The sequence below is a fragment of the Actinomadura sp. NPDC049382 genome (assembly GCF_040677125.1).
Taxonomy (GTDB): Bacteria; Actinomycetota; Actinomycetes; order Streptosporangiales; family Streptosporangiaceae; genus Spirillospora; species Spirillospora geliboluensis.
In genome coordinates this window covers 15,256-36,150 of the sequence record NZ_JBFARO010000079.1, presented here as the reverse complement: position 1 = coordinate 36,150, position 20,895 = coordinate 15,256, and the positions used below count along the sequence as shown (strand labels likewise).

General features: G+C 74.7%; 20 protein-coding genes. 15 read left to right on the top strand and 5 right to left on the bottom strand.

Annotated elements, in window-relative coordinates:
* The 12 genes from murD to AB0K34_RS32345 all read left to right on the top strand — a co-directional run.
* The coding region (gene murD, locus AB0K34_RS32400) for a UDP-N-acetylmuramoyl-L-alanine--D-glutamate ligase (protein ID WP_364552816.1) at positions 1-1,302 on the top strand (1,302 nt) is incomplete at its 5' end.
* Positions 1,303-1,358: 56 nt separating this feature from the next.
* Positions 1,359-2,558, top strand: coding sequence for a putative lipid II flippase FtsW (gene ftsW / locus AB0K34_RS32395; RefSeq protein WP_240807819.1), 1,200 nt, complete (start codon positions 1,359-1,361; stop codon positions 2,556-2,558).
* A gap of 40 nt (positions 2,559-2,598) precedes the next feature.
* Positions 2,599-3,693, top strand: a complete 1,095-nt coding sequence (murG, locus tag AB0K34_RS32390) for an undecaprenyldiphospho-muramoylpentapeptide beta-N-acetylglucosaminyltransferase (RefSeq protein ID WP_138637705.1) — start codon at positions 2,599-2,601, stop codon at positions 3,691-3,693.
* Positions 3,690-5,096, top strand: coding sequence for a UDP-N-acetylmuramate--L-alanine ligase (gene murC / locus AB0K34_RS32385; protein ID WP_364552815.1), 1,407 nt, complete (start codon positions 3,690-3,692; stop codon positions 5,094-5,096). Before murG ends, murC begins: the two co-directional genes overlap by 4 nt.
* Before the next feature lie 57 nt (positions 5,097-5,153).
* Positions 5,154-5,909 (top strand): FtsQ-type POTRA domain-containing protein, encoded by a 756-nt coding sequence (locus tag AB0K34_RS32380; protein WP_301177880.1) that lies wholly within the window; start codon positions 5,154-5,156, stop codon positions 5,907-5,909.
* A 379-nt stretch (positions 5,910-6,288) separates the two neighbouring features.
* Complete coding sequence (ftsZ, locus tag AB0K34_RS32375) at positions 6,289-7,779, top strand: cell division protein FtsZ (RefSeq protein WP_364552813.1); 1,491 nt, start codon at positions 6,289-6,291, stop codon at positions 7,777-7,779.
* Positions 7,776-8,504 carry a peptidoglycan editing factor PgeF gene (pgeF, locus tag AB0K34_RS32370; RefSeq protein ID WP_301177083.1) on the top strand — a complete coding sequence of 243 codons (729 nt, stop codon included), beginning with the start codon at positions 7,776-7,778 and terminating at the stop codon, positions 8,502-8,504. Before ftsZ ends, pgeF begins: the two co-directional genes overlap by 4 nt.
* Positions 8,501-9,232 carry a YggS family pyridoxal phosphate-dependent enzyme gene (locus tag AB0K34_RS32365; RefSeq protein WP_301177082.1) on the top strand — a complete coding sequence of 244 codons (732 nt, stop codon included), beginning with the start codon at positions 8,501-8,503 and terminating at the stop codon, positions 9,230-9,232. Before pgeF ends, AB0K34_RS32365 begins: the two co-directional genes overlap by 4 nt.
* Positions 9,233-9,337: 105 nt before the next feature.
* Positions 9,338-9,874, top strand: a complete 537-nt coding sequence (gene sepF, locus AB0K34_RS32360) for a cell division protein SepF (RefSeq protein WP_138641857.1) — start codon at positions 9,338-9,340, stop codon at positions 9,872-9,874.
* A gap of 21 nt (positions 9,875-9,895) precedes the next feature.
* Entirely contained in the window at positions 9,896-10,192 is a 297-nt protein-coding gene (locus tag AB0K34_RS32355) for a YggT family protein (RefSeq protein WP_089324192.1), read from the top strand.
* Positions 10,193-10,249: 57 nt separating this feature from the next.
* Complete coding sequence (locus AB0K34_RS32350; protein ID WP_138641856.1) at positions 10,250-11,179, top strand: DivIVA domain-containing protein; 930 nt, start codon at positions 10,250-10,252, stop codon at positions 11,177-11,179.
* A gap of 162 nt (positions 11,180-11,341) precedes the next feature.
* A complete protein-coding gene (locus AB0K34_RS32345; protein ID WP_364552812.1) occupies positions 11,342-12,724 on the top strand; it encodes a hypothetical protein in 1,383 nt (460 codons plus the stop codon).
* A 42-nt stretch (positions 12,725-12,766) separates the two neighbouring features.
* On the opposite strand, the gene AB0K34_RS32340 is transcribed toward AB0K34_RS32345, so the two are convergent.
* On the bottom strand, positions 12,767-13,480 hold the full coding sequence (locus AB0K34_RS32340) for a DUF1707 domain-containing protein (RefSeq protein WP_356948786.1): 714 nt from the start codon (positions 13,478-13,480) through the stop codon (positions 12,767-12,769).
* Between the two features lie 168 nt (positions 13,481-13,648).
* Positions 13,649-16,822, bottom strand: coding sequence for an isoleucine--tRNA ligase (ileS, locus tag AB0K34_RS32335; RefSeq protein ID WP_364552811.1), 3,174 nt, complete (start codon positions 16,820-16,822; stop codon positions 13,649-13,651).
* Between the two features lie 723 nt (positions 16,823-17,545).
* On the opposite strand from ileS, the gene AB0K34_RS32330 reads away from it, so the two are divergent.
* The 3 genes from AB0K34_RS32330 to AB0K34_RS32320 are packed head-to-tail and all read left to right on the top strand — an operon-like array spanning position 17,546 to position 19,478.
* Positions 17,546-17,926 (top strand): TraR/DksA C4-type zinc finger protein, encoded by a 381-nt coding sequence (locus tag AB0K34_RS32330; protein WP_301177084.1) that lies wholly within the window; start codon positions 17,546-17,548, stop codon positions 17,924-17,926.
* The gene (locus AB0K34_RS32325) at positions 17,899-18,546 is read left to right on the top strand and encodes a signal peptidase II (RefSeq protein ID WP_301177079.1); all 648 of its coding nucleotides are present in this window, start codon (positions 17,899-17,901) and stop codon (positions 18,544-18,546) included. The genes AB0K34_RS32330 and AB0K34_RS32325 overlap by 28 nt, the downstream gene beginning before the upstream one ends.
* Positions 18,546-19,478 carry an RluA family pseudouridine synthase gene (locus tag AB0K34_RS32320; RefSeq protein ID WP_301177078.1) on the top strand — a complete coding sequence of 311 codons (933 nt, stop codon included), beginning with the start codon at positions 18,546-18,548 and terminating at the stop codon, positions 19,476-19,478. The genes AB0K34_RS32325 and AB0K34_RS32320 overlap by 1 nt, the downstream gene beginning before the upstream one ends.
* Positions 19,479-19,481: 3 nt before the next feature.
* On the opposite strand, the gene AB0K34_RS32315 is transcribed toward AB0K34_RS32320, so the two are convergent.
* From AB0K34_RS32315 to AB0K34_RS32305, 3 genes are read right to left on the bottom strand one after another with little or no spacing between them, the layout of a single operon-like run.
* On the bottom strand, positions 19,482-19,793 hold the full coding sequence (locus AB0K34_RS32315; protein WP_301177077.1) for an AzlD domain-containing protein: 312 nt from the start codon (positions 19,791-19,793) through the stop codon (positions 19,482-19,484).
* Entirely contained in the window at positions 19,790-20,521 is a 732-nt protein-coding gene (locus tag AB0K34_RS32310; protein ID WP_301177076.1) for an AzlC family ABC transporter permease, read from the bottom strand. The genes AB0K34_RS32315 and AB0K34_RS32310 overlap by 4 nt, the downstream gene beginning before the upstream one ends.
* Positions 20,518-20,841, bottom strand: coding sequence for a chorismate mutase (locus AB0K34_RS32305; protein WP_301177075.1), 324 nt, complete (start codon positions 20,839-20,841; stop codon positions 20,518-20,520). The genes AB0K34_RS32310 and AB0K34_RS32305 overlap by 4 nt, the downstream gene beginning before the upstream one ends.
* Positions 20,842-20,895 lie beyond the last annotated feature (54 nt).

Below are 20,895 nucleotides of genomic sequence, written 5' to 3'. Positions count from 1 at the left end.
CGCGGGGTCGCCGTCCGGCTCGGCGACGGCGAGCGCCTTCCCGAGGGCACCGAGCTGGTCGTGACCTCGCCCGGCTGGCGGCCGGACGTGCCGCTGCTCGCCGCGGCCGCCGCCGCGGGCATCGAGATCATCGGCGAGGTGGAGCTGGCGTGGCGGCTGCGCGGGCCGGACGCCGCGCCGTGGCTGGCCATCACCGGGACGGACGGCAAGACCACCGTCGTCCGCATGCTGGCCTGCATGCTCACCGCGGCGGGGCACAAGGCCCTCGCGGTCGGCAATGTCGGGACGCCGATCGTCGAGGCCATAGGGGGTTCCGGGGGGTCTGGGGGGTCGTCCCCCCACGAAGGGCACAGCGAGCCGTACGACGTCCTCGCGGTGGAGCTGTCGAGCTACCAGCTGCACTGGTCCAGCTCGCTCGCTCCAGAGGCGGCCGTCGTGCTGAACGTCGCCCCCGACCACCTCGACTGGCACGGCACCATGGACGCCTACGTCGGCGCCAAGGGCAAGATCTACGCGCCGGGCGCCGTCGCGGTCTACAACGCCGACGACGACACCTCCGCGGCGCTCGCCGAACGCGCCGAGGGCGTGCGCGGCCGGGTCGGGTTCACCCTCCAGGTGCCGCGGCCCGGCGAGCTCGGCGTCGTCGAGGACCTGCTCGTCGACCGCGCCTTCACCGACGACCCCGCGCACCACGCCGCCGAACTGGCCGCGCTCGCCGACGTCCGCCCGTACGCGCCGCACAACGTCGCGAACGCGCTCGCCGCCGCCGCGCTGGCGCGCTGCTTCGGGGTGCCGCCGGAGGCGGTCCGCGCGGGCCTGCGGGCGTTCGTCCCGGACCCGCACCGCATCCAGCACGTCGCCGACGTCGCCGGCGTCGCCTACGTCAACGACTCCAAGGCCACCCAGCCGCACGCCGCCGCCGCGTCCCTCGCCGCCTACGAGCCGGTCGTGTGGATCGCCGGGGGCCTGCTCAAGGGGCTGGACGTCGACGACCTCGTGCGCTCGTGCGCCGCGCGGCTGCGCGGCGTGGTGCTGATGGGCCGCGACCGGCACCGGATCGCGGAGGCACTCGCGCGACACGCCCCGGATGTCCCCGTCGTCGACGTCTCCGACACCGACACTGGGGCCATGGAACGCGTCGTCAACGAAGCCTCCGCCCTCGCCCGCCCCGGGGACACCGTGCTCCTCGCGCCCGTCGGGGCGTCCTTCGACATGTTCGCCAACTACCCGGCCCGCGGCGAGGCGTTCATCGCGGCCGTCGAACGCCTCGCCGGGTCGGCCGGCGCCGGGGCGGCCGAGTAGCCGTGACCGCCGCTGCCGAGGAGGAGGGCGGCGGGCGTCCGGGGCCGCGCGAGCACGTGGCCGCCGCCGTCGGGCTGCTCGACCGGCCCCTCACCTCCTACTACCTGGTGCTGGGCTGCTCGATCATGCTGCTCGCGCTCGGCCTGACGATGGTGCTGTCGGCCTCCAGCGTCAAGCAGCTCCAGGCGACGGGCTCGGCGTACACGCTGTTCCAGAAGCAGGCGGTGTGGATGGCGATCGGGCTGCCCGCCATGTGGCTGGCGTCCCGGCTGCCGGTGCGGACGTTCCGCGCGCTCGCCTACCCGCTGGTCCTGCTGTCGGTCGTGGCGCTGGGGCTGGTGCTCGTGCCGGGGCTCGGCCGCAGCGCGGGCGGCGCCACCCGCTGGGTCGACCTCGGCCCGCTGCAGATCCAGCCGTCCGAGCTCGCCAAGCTCGGCCTGGTGCTGTGGGGCGCCGACCTGCTGGCCCGCAAGGACCGGCTCGGCCAGCTCACCGAGTGGCGGCCGCTGCTGGTGCCGCTGATGCCGGGCGCCGGGATCCTCGTGCTGCTGGTCATGCTGGGCAGCGACCTCGGCACCACGCTGGTGCTCCTCACCATCTTCCTGGCGCTGCTGTGGGTCGTCGGCGCGCCCGGCCGGCTGTTCGTCGGCATCGCGGGGCTCGTGTGCCTGCTGGTGTCGATCCTCATCGTCGTCGAGCCGTACCGGATGCAGCGCCTCACGGGGTTCCTCGACCCGTCGGGCAACAAGCTGACCACCAACTACCAGGGCACCCAGGGGCTGTACGCGCTCGCGTCCGGCGGGCTGTTCGGCACCGGCCTCGGCGAGGGCCGCGCCAAGTGGGACTACCTCCCGCACGCCGAGACCGACTTCATCTTCGCGATCGTGGGGGAGGAGTTCGGCCTCATCGGCACGCTCGTCGTCGTCGGCCTGTTCGGGACGCTCGCCTACGCCGGGCTGCGCATCGCGCGGCGGGTGAAGGACCCCTTCACCCGGCTCGCGGCCGCCGGCGTGACCGCCTGGCTGGTCGTGCAGGCCATCGTGAACATCGGCGCCGTCATCGCCGTCCTGCCCATCACGGGGATCCCGCTCCCGCTGGTCTCCTACGGCGGTTCCGCGCTCATCCCGAGCCTGTTCGCGCTCGGGATGCTGCTCGCCTTCGCCAAACGGGAGCCCGGCGCGCGGCAGGCACTCTCCGCACGTGGCCCCGGACCCGTCGTGAGGGCTCTAAGCTGGCTGGGTCTGGCACGGCGTTGAAATCCCCCCTTTCGAACACGCTGAGGAGTTGTCAACGAGCATGAGGGTTGTCCTGGCCGGCGGGGGCACCGCCGGACACATCGAGCCCGCCCTGGCCCTCGCCGACGCGCTGCGCCGCAACGACCCGAACACCGGGATCGTCTGCCTCGGGACCGAGCGGGGGCTGGAGACCCGCCTCGTCCCGCAGCGGGGGTACGAGCTCGCGCTGATCCCGCCGGTGCCGCTGCCGCGCACGCTGACCCCGCAGCTGCTGTCGGTGCCCGGCCGGCTGCGCGGCGCGATCAACGCGGCGGCGGCCGTCCTGGACCAGGCCCAGGCCGACATCCTGGTCGGCTTCGGCGGCTACGTCGCCACGCCCGGCTACCTCGCGGCCCGCAAGCGCAAGGTGCCGATCATCGTGCACGAGGCCAACCCCAAGCCCGGCCTCGCCAACAAGCTCGGCGCCCGGTTCACCGAGCACGTCGCCGTCTCGCACGCCGACTCGCCGCTGCCGAACCCGACGTTCGTCGGCATCCCGCTGCGCCGCGAGATCGCCACGCTCGACCGGCTCGCGATGGGCGACAAGGCCCGCTCCTACTTCGGGCTGCTGCCCGACCTGCCCACGCTGCTGATCTTCGGCGGCTCGCAGGGGGCCCGCTCGCTGAACCAGGCCGCGGTGGCCGCCGCGCCGTACTTCCGGCAGGCCGGCATCCAGGTGCTGCACATCGTCGGGCCGAAGAACACCGAGGAGCCCGAGCCCGCGTCCGGCGGCCCGCAGTACGTCACGATCCCCTACTGCGACCGGATGGACCTCGCCTACGCCGCCGCCGACATGGCGATGTGCCGGGCGGGCGCGATGACCTGCGCCGAGCTGGCCGCCGTCGCGCTGCCCGCGGTGTACGTGCCGCTGCCGATCGGCAACGGCGAGCAGCGGCTGAACGCCGAGCCGATCGTCGCGGCGGGCGGCGGCATGCTGGTCGACAACGCCGAGCTGTCGCCCGACTGGATCGCCGCGCACCTGCTGCCGGTGCTGGCCGACCCGGCCCGGGTCGCGCACATGTCGGAGGCCGCCGGCCGGATGGGCCGCCGGGACGCCGACGTCGCGCTCGCCCGCATGGTGTACGACGTGGTCCGCGCCGCGGGCGCCGCGCGATGAGCCTGATCGACCCGAGTGCGGTGGTCCCGGCCGGCGAGCTCGGCCGGGTCCACTTCATCGCGATCGGGGGCGCCGGGATGTCCGGCATCGCCCGCATCATGCTGCGGCGGGGGATGGCGGTGTCCGGCAGCGACGCCCGCGACTCCGAGCTGCTCGGCCAGCTCGGCGACCTCGGCGCCAAGGTCTTCGTCGGGCACGACGCCGCGCACGTGGGCGAGGCCGACACGGTGGTGGTCTCCACGGCGATCCGGGAGTCCAACCCCGAGCTGGTCGCCGCCCGCGAGCGGGGGCTGCGCGTCCTGCACCGGTCCGCGGCGCTCGCGTCGCTGATGACCGGGCGGCGCGCCGTCGCGGTCGCCGGGACGCACGGCAAGACCACCACGACGTCGATGCTGACGGTCGCGCTCCAGCACGCGGGCGCCGACCCGTCCTACTGCATCGGCGGGCAGCTCGTCACCACGGGCCTCGGCGCCGACGAGGGCACCGGCGACGTGTTCGTCGCCGAGGCCGACGAGAGCGACGGCTCGTTCCTCATGTACACCCCGCACATCGCGGTCGTCACCAACGTCGAGGCCGACCACCTCGACAACTACGGCGGCTTCGAGAAGGTGAAGGAGAACTTCGCCCGGTTCGTCGACCGGGTCGAGCCGGGCGGGACGCTCGTCGCCGGCGCCGACGACCCGGTCGCGATGGAACTCGCCGCCCTCGCGCGGGAGCGCGGGCTGACCGTCCGCACCTACGGCGAGGCCGCGGGCGCCGACCTGCGGGTGACCGGTTTCACGCCGCGCGGCCTCGGCTCCCGGTTCGAGATCGAGGGCGCCGGCGAGGTCGTGCTGGGCGTGCCGGGCCGGCACAACGCGCTCAACGCCACCGCCGTCATCGCGGTCGCGCGGGCCCTCGGCCTGGACGACGCGCCGGTGCGGGCGGGCCTCGCCGCGTTCGGCGGCGCGATGCGGCGGCTGGAGCGCAAGGGCGCGGCGGGCGGCGTCGAGGTGTTCGACAGCTACGCCCACCACCCGACCGAGCTGACCGCCGACCTGGAGGCCACCCGCGACTACCTGGGGGAGAAGGGCGAGGGCGGCCGCATCGTCGCGGTGTTCCAGCCGCACCTGTACAGCCGCACCCGCTTCTTCGCCGCCGAGTTCGGCGCGGCGCTCGGCCGCGCCGACGTCGCGGTGGTGCTGGACGTGTACGGCGCCCGCGAGGACCCGGAGCCCGGGGTGACCGGCGCGCTCGTCGCGGACGCCGTCCCGGCCGGTACCGAGACCGTGTACGCGCCCGTCCGCGACGAGGTGCCCGGCATCGCGGCGTCCCTGGCCCGGCCCGGCGACGTCGTCATCACGCTCGGCGCCGGGGACGTGACGCAGCTCGGGCCGCTCGTCCTGGAGCGCCTCGGCGGGTGACACGCCGCCGGCCGCGCGGTCGGCGGCGCGCGGGGGGAGAACTGCCAAGCTTGGGTCATGACCGAGGTACGGACCGGCCGGCACGCCGTCCCGGGGGAGGATCCCGGCGGAGCGGCGGGGGAGGGGCGCGGCCGGCCGAACCGGTGGAAGGCGATCTTCGTCACGCTGCTGGTCGTCGGCGCGCTCGGCCTGGTGACCTGGGTGCTGCTCGGCTCCCGGCTGCTGGTGGTGCGGCATGTCGAGGTCGCGGGCGCCGGGCTGGCGCCCCGCGACCGGATCGTCGCCGCCGCCGCGATCGACCTCGGCACCCCGATGGCGCGGCTGCGCACCGGCGCGGTCGCCGAGCGCGTCGAGCGGCTCCGCGAGGTGGAGTCGGCGCGGATCGAGCGGCACTGGCCGGGCACGGTCCGGATCGTCGTGCGGGAGCGCGCGCCGGTGGCGGTCTTCGGCCGCGACGGGCGCTACCACCTGCTCGACCGGCACGGCGTCACGGTGGCCGACCGGGAGTCGCGCCCGTCCGGGCTGCCGGCGCTGACGGTGGCCTCGCCGGGGCCGTCCGACCGGGCGACCGGCGCGGCGCTCGCCGTGCTCACCGGCCTGCCGGAGCGGCTGGGCCGCGCGGTGGCCGAGGTGGAGGCCACCGGGCCGGAGGCCGTCACGCTGCACATGGCGGACGGGCAGACGGTCGTGTGGGGCGCCGCCGAGCGGGCGGAGGAGAAGGTCAGGCTGCTGGACGCCGTGCGGCGCACCGCGTCCGGCCGCGCGATCCGCACCATCGACATCAGCTCCCCCGAGGTCCTGAAGACGAAGTGAGGCCCCGAAGTGGGCCGGGTGCGTGTGTCGCGGCGATTCCCGCCGCCCGATCGGGCACGCTGGAACGGTCATGCCGGACCGATGCGGACGGGGAGGGGGGACGCCGATGCCCGCGGGCGGTGCACCGGGCGGGGGCCCGACGACAACCTGGGCAAACCCATGCCAGCTGCGACACGCCGGTGGAGTTCGGGGGAGGTTAGTTGACCCTGGCGGTAAGGCCGCCCTACTGTCCGTATCAGTCTTCAGGTTGACATAAGTGTAAGCCTCAAGTTGAGGGTGAGGGTTTCGGCCCCGCCCCCAGTGCACAGGTCGGAACACCGCGGCGGCACGGTCGGCAGGCCGGTCTGGGCGGTCGGAGAGAGCGGAAAGGCCCCTCGTCGTGGCAGCACCGCAGAACTACCTCGCGGTCATCAAGGTCGTCGGCATCGGCGGCGGCGGCGTCAACGCCGTCAACCGGATGATCGAAGAGGGTCTCAAGGGCGTCGAGTTCATCGCGATCAACACGGACGCCCAGGCGCTGCTGATGAGTGACGCCGACGTGAAACTGGACGTGGGCCGCGAGCTCACCCGCGGCCTCGGCGCCGGGGCCAACCCGGACGTGGGCCGCAAGGCCGCCGAGGACCACCGGGAGGAGATCGAGGAGGTCCTCAAGGGCGCCGACATGGTGTTCGTCACCGCCGGGGAGGGCGGCGGCACCGGCACCGGCGGCGCGCCCGTGGTCGCCAACATCGCCCGCTCGCTCGGCGCGCTCACCATCGGGGTGGTGACCCGCCCCTTCAGCTTCGAGGGCAAGCGGCGCGCCATGCAGGCCGAGGCCGGCATAGAGACGCTGCGCGACGAGGTCGACACCCTCATCGTCATCCCCAACGACCGGCTGCTGTCGATCTCCGACCGGCAGGTCAGCGTGCTGGACGCCTTCAAGGCCGCCGACCAGGTGCTGCTGTCCGGTGTCCAGGGCATCACCGACCTCATCACCACCCCGGGCCTGATCAACCTCGACTTCGCCGACGTCAAGTCCGTGATGTCCGGCGCCGGCTCGGCGCTGATGGGGATCGGCTCCGCGCGCGGCGACGACCGCAGCGTCGCCGCCGCCGAGATGGCGATCTCCAGCCCGCTGCTGGAGGCCAGCATCGACGGCGCGCACGGCGTGCTGCTGTCCATCTCCGGCGGCTCCGACCTCGGCCTGTTCGAGATCAACGAGGCCGCGCAGCTGGTGTCGAACGCCGCCGCCCCGGACGCCAACATCATCTTCGGCGCGGTCATCGACGACGCGCTCGGCGACGAGGTCCGGGTCACGGTGATCGCGGCGGGTTTTGACGAGGGGCGCCCTGCCAAGCCGGCTCCGGAGCCGGAGGGCAAGCGGCTGCCCCCGCCCCCGCCCCGCCCGGTGCCGCCGCCCGCGTCCGCGCCGCCCGCCGCCCCGGCCAACCCGATCCCCAGCCGGGTCGGGCGCTCGGAGCCGGTGAGCGGCCACCCGACCGGCGGGCAGCCGGCGCAGCCGTCGGTGGCGCAGGCCGCCGCCGCGCCGCACCCGCCCGCCCCGGCGCCGCCGGCCCCGGCCCCGCAGCCGCGCGCCGAGAGCGACCGCGCGCAGCCGCCCGCGCCGGCCCACGACGACCGGGCCGCCGGCCGCGGCGACCGCGACGAGCCCGCCCAGCCCGAGAGCAGCTCGGCCGGGCCGCCGGGCGACCGGGACGCCGGCGAGTCCGCCGGGTCGCGCGCCCCCGCGCCGCGCCAGCCCACCGAGCCGGCCTCCTCCCGCGTGCACGCGGGGGAGAACGACGGCGGCCCCGCCTCCTCCGGGCAGCGCCGCCGTCCCGTCGTGTTCGACGAGGACGACGACCTCGACGTCCCCGACTTCCTGAAGTGATCACCTCCGTCGCCCTGGGCGACGGCGTCGGCGCCGGCTTCACCGGCCGCGCCGGCGGCGTGAGCAGGCCCCCCTACGACTCCCTGAACCTGGGCGGCGCGGTCGGCGACGACCCCGCCGCCGTGCGCGGCAACCGGCGGCGCGCCGCCGAGGCGCTCGGCGCCGACCCCGGCCGCACCGTCTACATGCGGCAGGTGCACGGCGCGGACGTCGCGTTCGTCACCTCCACCGAGACCCCCGGCCCCGTCGACGCCGTCGTCACGACCGTCCCGGGCCTCGCCCTCGCCGTCCTCGTCGCCGACTGCGCGCCCGTGCTGCTGGCCGACCCGGTCGCCGGCGTCGTCGGCGCCGCCCACTCCGGCCGCCCCGGCACCGCCGCCGGCGTCGTCCCGGCGCTGGTGAAGGCGATGTGCGAGCGGGGCGCCGACCCGGCCCGGATGACCGCCGCGATCGGGCCCGCCGCGTGCGGCCGCTGCTACGAGGTGCCCGCCGAGATGCGCGACGAGGTCGCCGCCGTCGTCCCCGCCGCGCACGCCGTGACGTCCAAGGGCACCCCCGGTCTCGACATCCGCGCCGGCATCGCCGCGCAGCTCGCCTCCGCAGGGGTGGCCGAGGTCGCCGCCGACCCGCGCTGCACCATCGAGGACGCGGGCCTGTTCTCCTACCGCCGCGACGGCCGCACCGGCCGCTTCGCGGGATTCGTCTGGATCAAGGACGGCGCGTGACCGGCGAGACCGACCCCGCCCCCGAGCAGCGCCGCGCGGAGCTCGCCGAGGGCCTCGCCGAGGTCCGCGCCCGGATCGCGGCGGCCTGCGCCGCCGCCGGCCGGGACGCGGACGAGGTCACGCTGATCGCGGTGACCAAGACCTTCCCCGCCTCCGATGTGCGGCTGCTGGCCGGACTCGGCCTCACCGAGGTCGGCGAGAACCGCGACCAGGAGGCCCGCCCCAAGGCGGCCGAATGCGCCGACCTCCCGCTCACCTGGCACTTCGTCGGCCGGGTGCAGACCAACAAGGCCCGCGCGGTCGCCGGCTACGCCGACGTCGTCCACTCGGTGGACCGGCCGAGGCTGGCCGCCGCGCTGTCGGACGCCGCGGCCCGCGCCGGCCGGACGCTGCGCTGCCTGGTCCAGGTGTCGCTGGACGAGGACGCGGCGCGCGGTGAGCGCGGCGGCGCGGCGCCGGCCGCCGTGCCGGAACTGGCCGACGCGATCGCCGGGGCGCCGGGCCTGCGGCTCGGCGGAGTGATGGCGGTCGCGCCGCTCGGTGCCGACCCGCTGCCCGCCTTCGCCCGGCTTGCGGAGGTCGCGGCGGAGATGCGAAGGAACCATCCGGACGCCCGGATCGTCAGTGCGGGTATGAGCGGCGATCTGGAGCAGGCGATCGCGTGCGGCGCGACACACCTGCGGATCGGTACGGCGTTGCTCGGCGGCCGACGGGCAATCGTCAGGTAATGTCCCCCCAGTGGTACCTGGCGGTACGCGGGTCGCCACGACGGAGCAGTCCAACGACGGCGCCGGACGCGCCCGGCGCCGCGGCCACAGGACACGGAGGGGCGTATGGCCAGCGCGATGCGCAAGATGGCGGTCTACCTCGGCCTTGTGGAGGACGACCGTTACGACGACAAGTACGGCGACTACGACGAGTACGAGGTCTACGACGACGAGACCGACCCCGGTCAGACCCGTCGCCGTGAGGACGAATCCGGCGGTCAGCTTACCCGAGCGGAGGAGACCGCGGACCGGGATCGCGACCATCACTCCACGTCGACGCTGGAGCGACGCTCCGTGGCGCTCTACGAGTCCGGTACCACCGACCTCGCTCGTATCACTACCCTGCATCCCAGGACCTACAACGAGGCAAGGACCATCGGAGAGCACTTCAGAGAGGGCACACCGGTGATCATGAATCTGACCGAGATGGTCGACAGCGACGCCAAGCGTCTCGTCGACTTCGCGGCGGGTCTCGTGTTCGGCCTGCACGGGAGCATCGAGCGTGTTACGAACAAGGTGTTCCTCCTGTCGCCCGCCAACGTGGAGGTGACGGCGGAGGACAAGGCCCGGATGGCAGAACGTGGGTTCTTCAACCAGAGCTGATAGCCACATGCGAGAGTATCCGTGAACATCGCTGGACAGGTGCTGACGTACCTCCTGTACCTCTTCCTCCTCTTCCTGATCGGGAGGCTGGTACTGGAGGTCCTTCAGTCGTTCGCCCGCCAATGGAAGCCCTCCGGGGTGGTGCTGGTGATCGCCGAGGCGACCTATACCATCACCGATCCGCCCTTGAAGCTGCTGAGGCGTTTCATCCCGCCGGTCCGTCTGGGTAACGTTGCACTGGACCTCAGCTTCACCGTGCTCATCCTTGTGGTCTGGATCCTGATCATGGTCATTGGCTCCGTATTCGGCGGTCCCTAGATCGATCGGATACCGTCCTTCAGGGACAGACTCCAAGCGCGCCAAGGAGACGAGAACATGCCGCTGACACCCGCCGACGTGCGGAACAAGCAGTTCAGTACCACCAGGCTGAGGCCGGGGTACGACGAGGAGGAGGTGGACGCCTTCCTCGACGAGGTCGAGGCGGAGCTCGACCGCCTCATCCAGGAGAACGAGGAGCTGCGGGCCAAGCTGGCCGAGTGCCTGCGCGGCAAGGTCCCCGCCATGGCCGCCCCCATCGTGGAGCCGAAGCCGGACGTCCAGAAGATCCCCGAGCCGCCCCGCCCGGAGCCGCAGCCGCAGCCCGAGCCGGAGCCCGTGCTCGGCGGTCTCGGCATGTCCGCCGCCCCCACCGGCGAGGACAACATGGACACCGCGGCCCGCGTCCTCGCGCTCGCGCAGCAGACCGCCGACCAGGCGATCGCCGACGCGCGCCGGGAGGCCGACGAGACGCTCGGCCGCGCCCGCCGCGAGGCCGAGGAGATCCTCGGCAAGGCCCGCCGGCAGGCCGACCAGATCGTCAGCGAGGCCCGGTCCCGCGCCGAGGCCCTCGACCGCGACGCGCAGGAGCGGCACCGCCAGGTCATGGGCTCGCTCGTGCAGCAGCGCGAGGAGCTCGAGCGCGAGGTCGACAACCTGCGCGCGTTCGAGCGCGAGTACCGCAGCCGCCTGAAGGTGTACCTGGAGGGGCAGCTCCGCGACCTGGAGGCGGGCAGCACCGAGACCGGCGCGTTCGCCGCCGTCCCGGGCGCGGCCCCGGTCCAGTCGCCGCAGAACGCCCCGCAGGGTCCGCAGACGGGTCCGCAGCCCGGCCTCCCGCACCCGGAGAACCGCAACGGCGCCGCAGGCGGTCCCTCGCCCGCGCCGGGCACGTTCCCGCAGCCGGCCGAGCACGGCCAGCAGGTGCAGCACTCGGCGACCGGCGCTTTCCACGCGGGCGGCGACAACCCGCCGCACGATCGGCGCTGACGCGGCCGCCGCAGGCGATAGTGTCGTCCCGATGCCCGCGCCGGGTGGCAGCGGCGCCATCCCGGCGGGCGCCTTATCGGCGCTGACGGGCGGTCGTGGGCGGCGACCGGGTCCCTCGCACCGGCCCGGAGCCGAGCGGTCCGAACGAGTGGGAGAGACCCTGTGATCATCCTGAGTGGCGTTCTCGTGGTGGTGGCGATCGCCCTCCTGGTAGCGGGAATCGTCGCCGGCAACGGAGACAGCGCGCAGGTCTTCGGCCTGGACGCGCTGGTGGTGATCTACATATCGATCGCCGTCAGCATCATCTCCGCGCTGTGCCTGGCCATCGGGGTGTTCCTGCGGCGCAAGGAGCTCTGGGGCCCCGGAGCCTCGGCGGTACCGGCCCGGCAGAGCAAGAAGGCCAAGAAGGACAGGCGCAAGAGGCCCGCGCCCCCGGCCCCGGCGCCCCCCACGGGCGCCGCCGGCGTCCCGGCGGCCGCGGCGTCCGCGTCCCCGCCGGCGGACCCGGCCGACGACGCGGCGGAGGTGCCCGCCCCGCCCGCCGACGTCCCCGAGGACGCGCTGGTGTTCGTCGTCCGCGGGCGCAAGCGCTACCACCTCGACACGTGCCGGCAGCTCGCCGGGCGCGACGTCGAGGAACTGACCTACGCCGAGGCCAAGGAAGAGGGGTTCAGCCCCTGCACCGCGTGCATGCCCGACACCGCACTGGCGGCGCGCGCCGCGGCGGCGGCGCCCGCGTCCCCGGCCAAGGGCGGCGACTCCGGCGGCACGGCGGCGGCCGGCCGCGAGCCCGGCGCGGAACGCTCCGAGGGCGGCCTGGCGGGCCTGGCCAAGCCGGCGCCCTCCGCCGCGGCGTCCACGGCGTTCGACACGCCCGTCTCCTTCGCCGACCCCGGCTCCCCCGGCAAGCCCGGCGCGTTCGACAAGCCCGGTTCCTTCGACAAGCCCGGCGCGTTCGACCGCACGGCGGAGATCCCGCGGGCGGACGAGCCGGCCGCGGAGACCCCGTCCGGCGGCCCGTCCGGGCCGACCCTGGCCGACGTGCCCGCCGCGGGCCTGCTCGCCGCCGCGGCCGCGGCCCCCAGTGCCCCGGAGACGCCGGAGAAGGCCGACCCCTCCCGGGAGGAGCCGGAGGAGCGCTCCGGCTGGGAGCGGCCCGCTGAGCCCGCCTCCGCCGCCCCGGACGTCACCGTCGACCTCGGCTCGGCCCCCTTCGCGGGTGCGGAGGCCGCGGCGCCCCAGCCGCGCCACGCCGACGACGAGACCGGCGCCGAGCCCTCCTCCGTGCCCTCCGCCGGGGACGCCTTCGCGGCGCCCGAGCCGGAGCCGGCCGCGGACGAGCCGTCCGCCGAGCCGGAGGGGGAGGGCCCGCAGGTCCGCATCCTGAGCGGCACCAAGCGGTACCACCGCGTCGACTGCGCCCTCATCGAGGACGTCGGCGACGACGCCGACGACCTGGAGTCGCTCTCCCGCGCGGAGGCCAAGTCCCGCGGCTGCACGCCCTGCCTGGTGTGCCAGCCCGACCGCGCGCACGCCCGCGACTGACCCCGGCCCGCGGGCCGGGGCACCGGCCCGCGGACGGCCGGGTCAGCGGTCCCGGCGCCGCTCCGCGCGCAGTTCGCGCAGCCGCTCCCGGCGGGCGTCCCGGTGCTCGCGGTGCAGCTCCCGCAGCTCCTCGTGGTGCCTGCGGTGCAGCTCGTGGGCCTGCCGGTGCCGGTCGCGGCGGCCGTCCTTCTCACCGGCCGCGCGGCGGCTGACGGAGATGCCGCCGAACAGCAGCATCCCGGTGATCCGGATGACGGGCGCGCCCGGGTCCGCGGTGTCGTCCTCGGGCAGCTCGGTGCCGCCGAAGACGGAGGTGTTGGACCCGATCACCCGCACCCCCGGTGGGACGATCATGTTGACGCCGCCGAAGACGCAGGTGACGTTGACGGTGACCTCGCTCTGGCTGAGGACCGCCTGCCGGAAGTCCAGGTCGGCGCCGCCGAACACGCACGAGACGTTGGTGGTGGGCTCGACGAGCCAGCGGCCCTTGCGCTCCACCCCCGCGAAGATCGCCACCAGGTTGGGGGACTGCGGCGGGGGCGGCGCGAGCGCGGGCTCCTTGCGCAGGTCGACCCGGGGGCGCGGGGGCTGCTCGTCCGGCAGGTCGCTGAGGACGGGCGCCAGCTCGGCGTACGTCTTGGCCTTGTAGACGGCGTCGATGCGCTCGGCGTGCTCCTCCGGCGTGATGCGCCCCTCCGCCAGGGCCTCGCGCAGGCGGTCGGCCACCTCGTCGCGGTCGGCGTCGGACGCGCGCATGCTCGCGGGTGACGGGGCGGCCGGAGGTTCGGAGCCGGAAGGCTGCTCGGGAAGATTCACGGAACCATCATCGCAAACGCGATGTGTCGCGATGAACCCCATCGCGGAAAGTTCTCCGCCGCGCCCGGATCCGGACGCGGCGGAGCCCTCATGCCCTGCGGGTGCCGGTCACGCCCGGCGGAGGTAGTAGGTCAGGCCGAGCTCCTCGTCGCGGTTCGCGGGGACGTCCGCGGGACGGCCCTCGGACACCGCGGTCGCGAGGACCTCGGCGGCCACCTCACCGGAGTGGGCGCGCAGCGCCTCGGCGAGGTCGGTGCCGGTCGCCTCCCACCACAGCTCGATGCGGTCGGTGACCTCCAGCCCGGCGGCCTTGCGGCCCTCCTGGACGAGCCGGACGGCCTCCCGCACCAGGCCGGCGCGGCGCAGCTCGGGCGTGACGGTGAGGTCGAGTGCGACGGTCTCGCCGGCGGCGCTCTCCACCGCCCAGCCGCTGCGCGGCCGCTCGGTGACGATCACGTCGTCCGCCGTCAGCGGCACCGTGCCGAGGTCGGCGGCCTCGACCTGCGCCGTGCCCGCGCGGAGCGCCGCCACGAGCTCCGCGGCGCCGGCGGAGGTGATCGCCTTGGCGACCTTCGGGGTGTCCTTGGCGTAGCGCTTGCCCAGTTCCCGGAAGTTCGGCTTCACCTCGTACTCGACGAGGTCGCCGCCGATGGACGACAGCTCCTCGAAGCCGAGGACGTTCAGCTCCTCGGAGATCTGCGCGCGCAGCTGCTCGGGCAGCGCGGACCAGCCGGGGGCGCCGACGAGGGCGCGGCCGAGGGGCTGGCGGGTCCGGACGCCGCTCGCGGCCCGCGCGGAGCGGCCGAGCTCCACCAGCCGCCGGACGAGCGCCATCTGCGCGGTCAGGGCCTCGTCGAGGAGGCTCTCGTCGACGGTCGGCCAGTCGGCCAGGTGCACCGACTCGGGGCCGCCCTCGGGCCGGATGACATCCCACACGTGGTCGGTGATGAACGGGACGATCGGCGCCATCAGCCGGGTGAGGGTCTCCAGGCACTCGTAGAGGGTGGCGAAGGCGGCCGCGCCCTCCGGGCTCTGCGGGCCCTCCCAGAAGCGCCGCCGGGACCGCCGCACGTACCAGTTGGACAGGTCGTCGACGAACTGCGAGATGCGGCGCCCCGCGCGCGCGGTGTCGAACTCCTCCAGCGCGGTGTCGACCTCGCGGACGGTGCGGTGCAGCTCGGCGAGCGCCCAGCGGTCCAGCAGCGGGCGGTCGGCCGGGGCCGGGGCCTCCGCCATCTGGTCCGGCGTCCAGGCGCGGCCCTGCGACTCGGCGGCGTTGGCGTACAGGACGAAGAACGACGCGGTGTTCCAGTACGTGAGGAGGACCTTGCGGACGATCTCCTCCAGGGCGCCGTGCCCGACGCGGCGGGACGCCCAGGGCAGGCCGCTCGCGGCCATGAACCAGCGCACCGCGTCGGCGCCGTGCTGGTCCATCAGCGGGATGGGCCGAAGGACGTTGCCGAGGTGCTTGCTCATCTTGCGGCCGTCCTCGGCGAGGATCAGGCCGAGGCACACGACGTTCTCGTAGGACGACCGGTCGAACACCAGCGTCCCGACGGCCATGAGGGAGTAGAACCAGCCGCGGGTCTGGTCCTGGGCCTCGCAGATGTACTGGGCCGGGTAGGCGTTCTCGAAGACGTCGTTGTTGCGGTAGGGGGCGCCCCACTGCGCGAACGGCATCGACCCCGAGTCGTACCAGGCGTCGATGACGTCGGGGACGCGGCGCGCCTCCGTGCCGCACCGCGGGCAGGGGAACGCGACGTCGTCCACGTAGGGCCGGTGCGGGTCGAGCGCGGACAGGTCGCGCCCGGCCAGCTCGCCGAGTTCCTTGAGCGACCCGACGCAGGTGACGTGGTCCTCGTCGTCGCCGCAGACCCACAGGGGGAGGGGCGTGCCCCAGTAGCGGCTCCGCGACAGCGACCAGTCGACGTTGTTGCGCAGCCATTCCCCGTACCGGCCGTGCTTGACCGTCTCGGGGTACCAGTTGGTCTTCTCGTTCTCCTCCAGCAGCCGGTCCTTGATCTGCGTGGTGCGGATGTACCAGGCCGGGAGCGCGTAGTAGAGCAGCGGCGTGTGGCAGCGCCAGCAGTGCGGATAGCTGTGGTCGAAGTGCCCGCCGCGGAACAGCAGCCCGCGCGCGCGCAGGTCGTCGGTGAGCGGCTCGTCGGCGTCCTTGAAGAACTTGTTGCCGACGAGGGGCACCTCACGCAGGAAGCGGCCGTCAGGCCCGATCGGGTTGACGATCGGCATGCCGTACCGCTTGCAGACGGTCATGTCGTCGCCGCCGAACGCGGGCGCCTGGTGGACCAGCCCGGTGCCGTCCTCCACGGTGACGTAGTCGCCCAGGACGACGTAGTGCGCGTCCGGGATGTCGACCAGGTCGAAGGGGCGCTGGTAGGTCGTCCGCTCGAGCTCGGTGCCCTGGTAGGCGGCGAGCCGCTCGGCGCCCTCGCCGAGGACCTGGTCGACCAGGGGCTCGGCGACGACGAGCACCTCGTCCGACCCCGCCGGACGGGCCGCGACGTAGGTGACGTCGGGGTGGACGGCGACGGCGGTGTTGGACACCAGGGTCCACGGGGTCGTCGTCCAGATGAGCAGCGAGGCGCCCATCTCGGCGAGCGGCCCGGACGTGACCGGCATCCGCACGTACACCGACGGGCTGGACACCGTCTCGTACCCGCCCGGCTGCCCGAGCTCGTGGTCGGACAGACCCGTCCCGCAGCGCGGGCAGTACGGGGTGATGCGGAAGTCGCGGAACAGCAGGCCCTTGTCGAACACCTGCTTCAGCGACCACCAGACGGCCTCGACGTACTCGGGGTCCATCGTCCGGTACGCCTGGTCGGTGTTGACCCAGTAGCCCATGCGCTCGGTCATCTCTTCGAACGCGTCCACATGGCGCAGGACCGACTCGCGGCAGCGGGCGTTGAACTCCGCGACGCCGTACTCCTCGATGTCCTTCTTGCCGGTGAGGCCGAGCTCCTTCTCGACGGCCACCTCCACCGGCAGGCCGTGGCAGTCCCAGCCGGCCTTGCGGGGGACGTGGCGGCCCTTCATGGTCTTGAAGCGCGGGAAGACGTCCTTGAACACGCGGGCCTCGACGTGGTGGACGCCCGGCATGCCGTTGGCGGTCGGCGGGCCCTCGTAGAACACCCAGGGCTCGCCGGACGCGGTGCGCTCGAGCGACCGCTCGAAGACCTTGTTCTCCTGCCAGCGGCGCAGCATGTCCCGCTCAAGGGCGGGCAGATCGACCTGCGCGGGCAGCGGCCGAAAGGCTCGGCTCACGGTGGCGGACCTCCGGATCGACGTGGACACGTTGACCGGAGGGACGAGGCGCGCGCCCCGCGGTACCACCCTCCTTGACCGCGCCCGTACGGCGCGGCCCGCTTCGTTCAGCGTCTCGGCTGCCGGGTCTACCGCGCCCGCGGCCGGGGGCCGGGGCGTTTCTTCCGGCGGCTCCGGGGTGATCAGACCGCCGCGCGCTCCCCCGGGCTCGCACCGTCCCCGGGTCGCTCATGGCCGCTTGCGGCGGCAGGTGTCCCCATCAGCGCCTGCCGCGTGACTGCTCGTCTGCACTTTAACGCACGCGCGCCCCCCGCTCTTCCCCTTTCCCCGCCCGCCCGGCCCGGCGGGCCGGGTTCCGTTCCTTTGCGATCTCGTACGCCGAGCTGGGGTTTCCGGGCGATCGGCGACCGGGCATAAGCGGTCGGTACCACGGCCCAGGTTGTTTACCGCGTCCGAGAAAGGGGACCTATGCTGCCCGCAGTGCCCGTCGAGGCGATCAGCGCGAGGGAGGCCGACATGGCCGGCGCGACGAAGGGCGCCCTGCCCACGGGGAGGCGGACCGCCGGAAGGCGGGCCGCCGAGGAGCAGGCCGCGGAGGGACGGCCCGCCGAGGCGCCCGCCGCGGAGAGCAAGCGCAAGTCCCCCGCCCGGAAGGGCTCCGCCGGAGGGAGCGGCGGGAGGGCGGCGGAGCCGCGGGAGGGGGGCGCCCCCGCGGCGGCGGAGCTGCCGGTGCGCGAGGGCGAGCACCGGTGGACCCCCGAGGAGCTCGCCGAGGTGCGGGCCGGGCTGCAGGAGCAGATCGAGGGCCTGCGCGCCGAGATCGCCGCGTCCGCCAACCAGATCGCCGAGGGCGACGGCAGCGACGGGGCGGGCGACGACCAGGCCGACGCGGGCGCCAAGACCTACGAGCGCGAGCACGAGCTGGCGCTGGCCTACAATTCACAGGACCTGCTCGCCCAGATCGAGCGGGCCGTCCAGCGGATGGACGCCGGCACGTACGGAACCTGCGAGTCCTGCGCCAAGCCGATCGGCAAGGCGCGACTTCAGGTCTTCCCGCGTGCGACCCTATGTGTGACATGCAAACAACGCGAGGAACGTCGCTGAGCGACTCAACGAACCCAGAGGGCGAGGCCGGGAAGTCCACGGGACCTTCCCGGCCGCGCCGCGTCGGCGTGCTCGTCGCCGTGGCCCTGGCCGCGCTGGTCACCGACGCCGTGTCCAAGATCATCGTGGTGGCGACGCTCCAGGACCGGGAGCCGATCCGGCTGCTCGGCGGGCTGCTGACGCTGCGCGAGACCCGCAACAGCGGTGCCGCGTTCTCCATCGGCACCGGCTACACCGTCGTGTTCACCCTGATCGCCTGCGGCGTGGTGGTGGCCATCCTGCGGACCGCCCGCAACCTGCGGAGCGCGCCGTGGGCGATCTGCCTCGGCCTGCTGCTCGGCGGCGCGGTCGGCAACCTCACCGACCGGATGCTGCGCGAGCCGGCGCCGCTGAAGGGCCACGTCGTCGACTGGATCCAGCTGCCGCACTGGCCGGTGTTCAACCTGGCCGACTCGGCGATCGTGTGCGGCGGCGTCCTCGCCGTGCTGCTCGCCGCGCGGGGCCTCCAGGTCGACGGCACCCGCGTCACCGGCGATGACGACGACGAACCCCCCGCCCCCAAGGCCGAGGACGGCGACGAGGCCGCCGAGCCGGAGCGGGCTCCGGAGGAGAGGGCCTGATGGGCGAGGTGCGCAGCCTCCACGTGCCGGACGGCCTGGAGGGCGAGCGGATCGACGCCGCCCTGGCGCGGCTGTTCGGCCTTTCGCGCGGCGGCGCGGCCGACATCATCGCCGCGGGCGACGTCCTGCTGGACGGCGCCGAGGTGGCCACCAAGTCCGAGCGGCTGCACGCGGGCGCCTGGCTGGAGGTCACGCTGCCGCCGCCGCCCGCCCCGCCCGCGCCGGTCGCCGAGCCCGTCCCGGGGATGGGCATCCTGTTCGAGGACGACGACATCGTCGTGGTGAACAAGCCCGTCGGCGTCGCGGCCCACCCCACCACCGGCTGGACGGGCCCGACCGTCCTCGGCGGGCTGCTCGGCGCCGGGCACACGATCGCGACCAGCGGCGCGGCCGAGCGGCAGGGCATCGTGCACCGGCTGGACGCCAACACCACCGGCGCGATGGTCGTGGCGAAGAGCGAGGTCGCGTACTCGCGGCTCAAGCGGGCCTTCAAGGAGCGCCGCATCGACAAGCGCTACCAGGCGCTGGTGCAGGGCCATCCCGACCCGTTCCGGGGCACGGTCGACGCGCCGATCGACCGGCACCCGTCCGGCGACGGCCGGTTCGCGGTCGTGGCGGGCGGCAAGCCGTCCGTGACCCACTACGACACCGTCGAGGCGTTCCGGGCGGCGACGCTGCTCGACATCGACCTGGAGACCGGCCGCACCCACCAGATCCGGGTGCACATGTCCGCGATCCGGCACCCGTGCGCGGGCGACATGGCCTACGGCGCCGACCCGACGCTCGCGGCGCGGCTCGGCCTGAAGCGCCAGTGGCTGCACGCCGTCCGGCTGGGCTTCGAGCACCCGACCAAGGGCGAGTGGGTGCAGTTCGAGAGCCCGTACCCGGACGACCTGGCCCGCGCCCTGGAGATCGTCGAAGCCGAGTCCTGACCGCTACAGGCCGAGCACGCGCAGGCCGGCGGCGACGCCGGCCGCGGCGACCAGCACCACCAGGAACGGCGCCCGCAGCAGCAGCGCGGCCACGGCCGCGCCCAGCCCCGCGAGGCGGGCGGGGTCGAACTCCAGGGAGCGGCCGTCGGCGAGAACCTGCACGGCGATCAGCGCGGTGAGCAGCGCCACCGGCACGAGGTCGGTGAAGCGGCGCACCCGCGGATCATCCAGGACCCGCTGCGGCGCGACGAGCCCGGCGAGCTTCAGCGCGTAGCAGCCCAGCGCCGTCGCGGCCACGGCGATCCACACGGTCACGGCGCCGCCCTCCGTCCGATCAGGGCGGGCAGCGCGGCGACGGCCGCCAGCATGACCGGCACACCGGGCGGCAGCAGCGGCGTGGCCGCGACCGCGATCACGGCGGCCCCCACGGCCACCCGCACCGCCCCGCCTCCGCTGGTGAGGCGCGGCCACAGCAGGGCCAGGAACGCGGCGGGGCCGAGGACGTCCAGGCCGATCGCCTCCGGGTCGCCGAGCCGGGCCGCGCCGACCGCTCCGAGCAGCGTGGTGAGGTTCCAGGCCAGGTAGAGGGTGACGGCGGTGGTGTAGAAGCCGGCGCGGGCCGCGGCCCGGTCGCGCTGCGCGGTCGCGACGGCGGCGGTCTCGTCGATGACGACGTGCGCGGTGAGCAGCCGCCGCCAGCCGCGCACGCCGAGCGTGCCGGCGAGCCGCAGCCCGTACAGGGCGTTGCGCCCGCCGAGCAGCACGGCGCCGAGCGAGCCGGCGACCAGGCCGCCGCCCCCGCCGACCACGCCGGCCAGCGCGAATTGGGACGCGCCCGTGAACGCCAGCAGGCTCAGCACGCACGCCTGCGCGACGGTGAGGCCGGCGGTGACGGCCGCCGCGCCGAACGCCACCCCGGACACGCCCACGGCGACGCCGACGCTCAGCCCGTCCCGGACGGCGCTCGCCCGGGCGCCCTCGTCCGGCACCGCGCCCTCGTCCGGTACCGCGCCCTCGCCGGGCGCCGTGTCGACCGCGCTCATCGGCGGGCTTCGGCGGCGTCCAGGCCGGCCTCGATGATCGCGTTCACGATGGGGGCGAGCCGGGCGGCGCCGAGGGAGGGGGCGCGGGCGGCCATCGCCTCGACGATCTCCCGCTCGCGGCGCGGGTCGCGGCCGGCGAAGCCGCCGACCGGCTTGAGCCGCTGCACGGCGGCGGCGACCGCGGCGCGGTGCTCCAGCAGGGTCGCGAGGGCCGCGTCGATGCCGTCGATCGCGGCCCGGGCCTCGCCGAGGGTGGTGACGGCGCCGGCGGACGGCAGCGCGACCCGCAGCTCGGCGGGGTCGGTCACCTGGTCGGGCATGGGGTTCCCTCTCATGCTGCGGCGGGCCGCACGGGGAAGAGCCGGTGCCGGGGC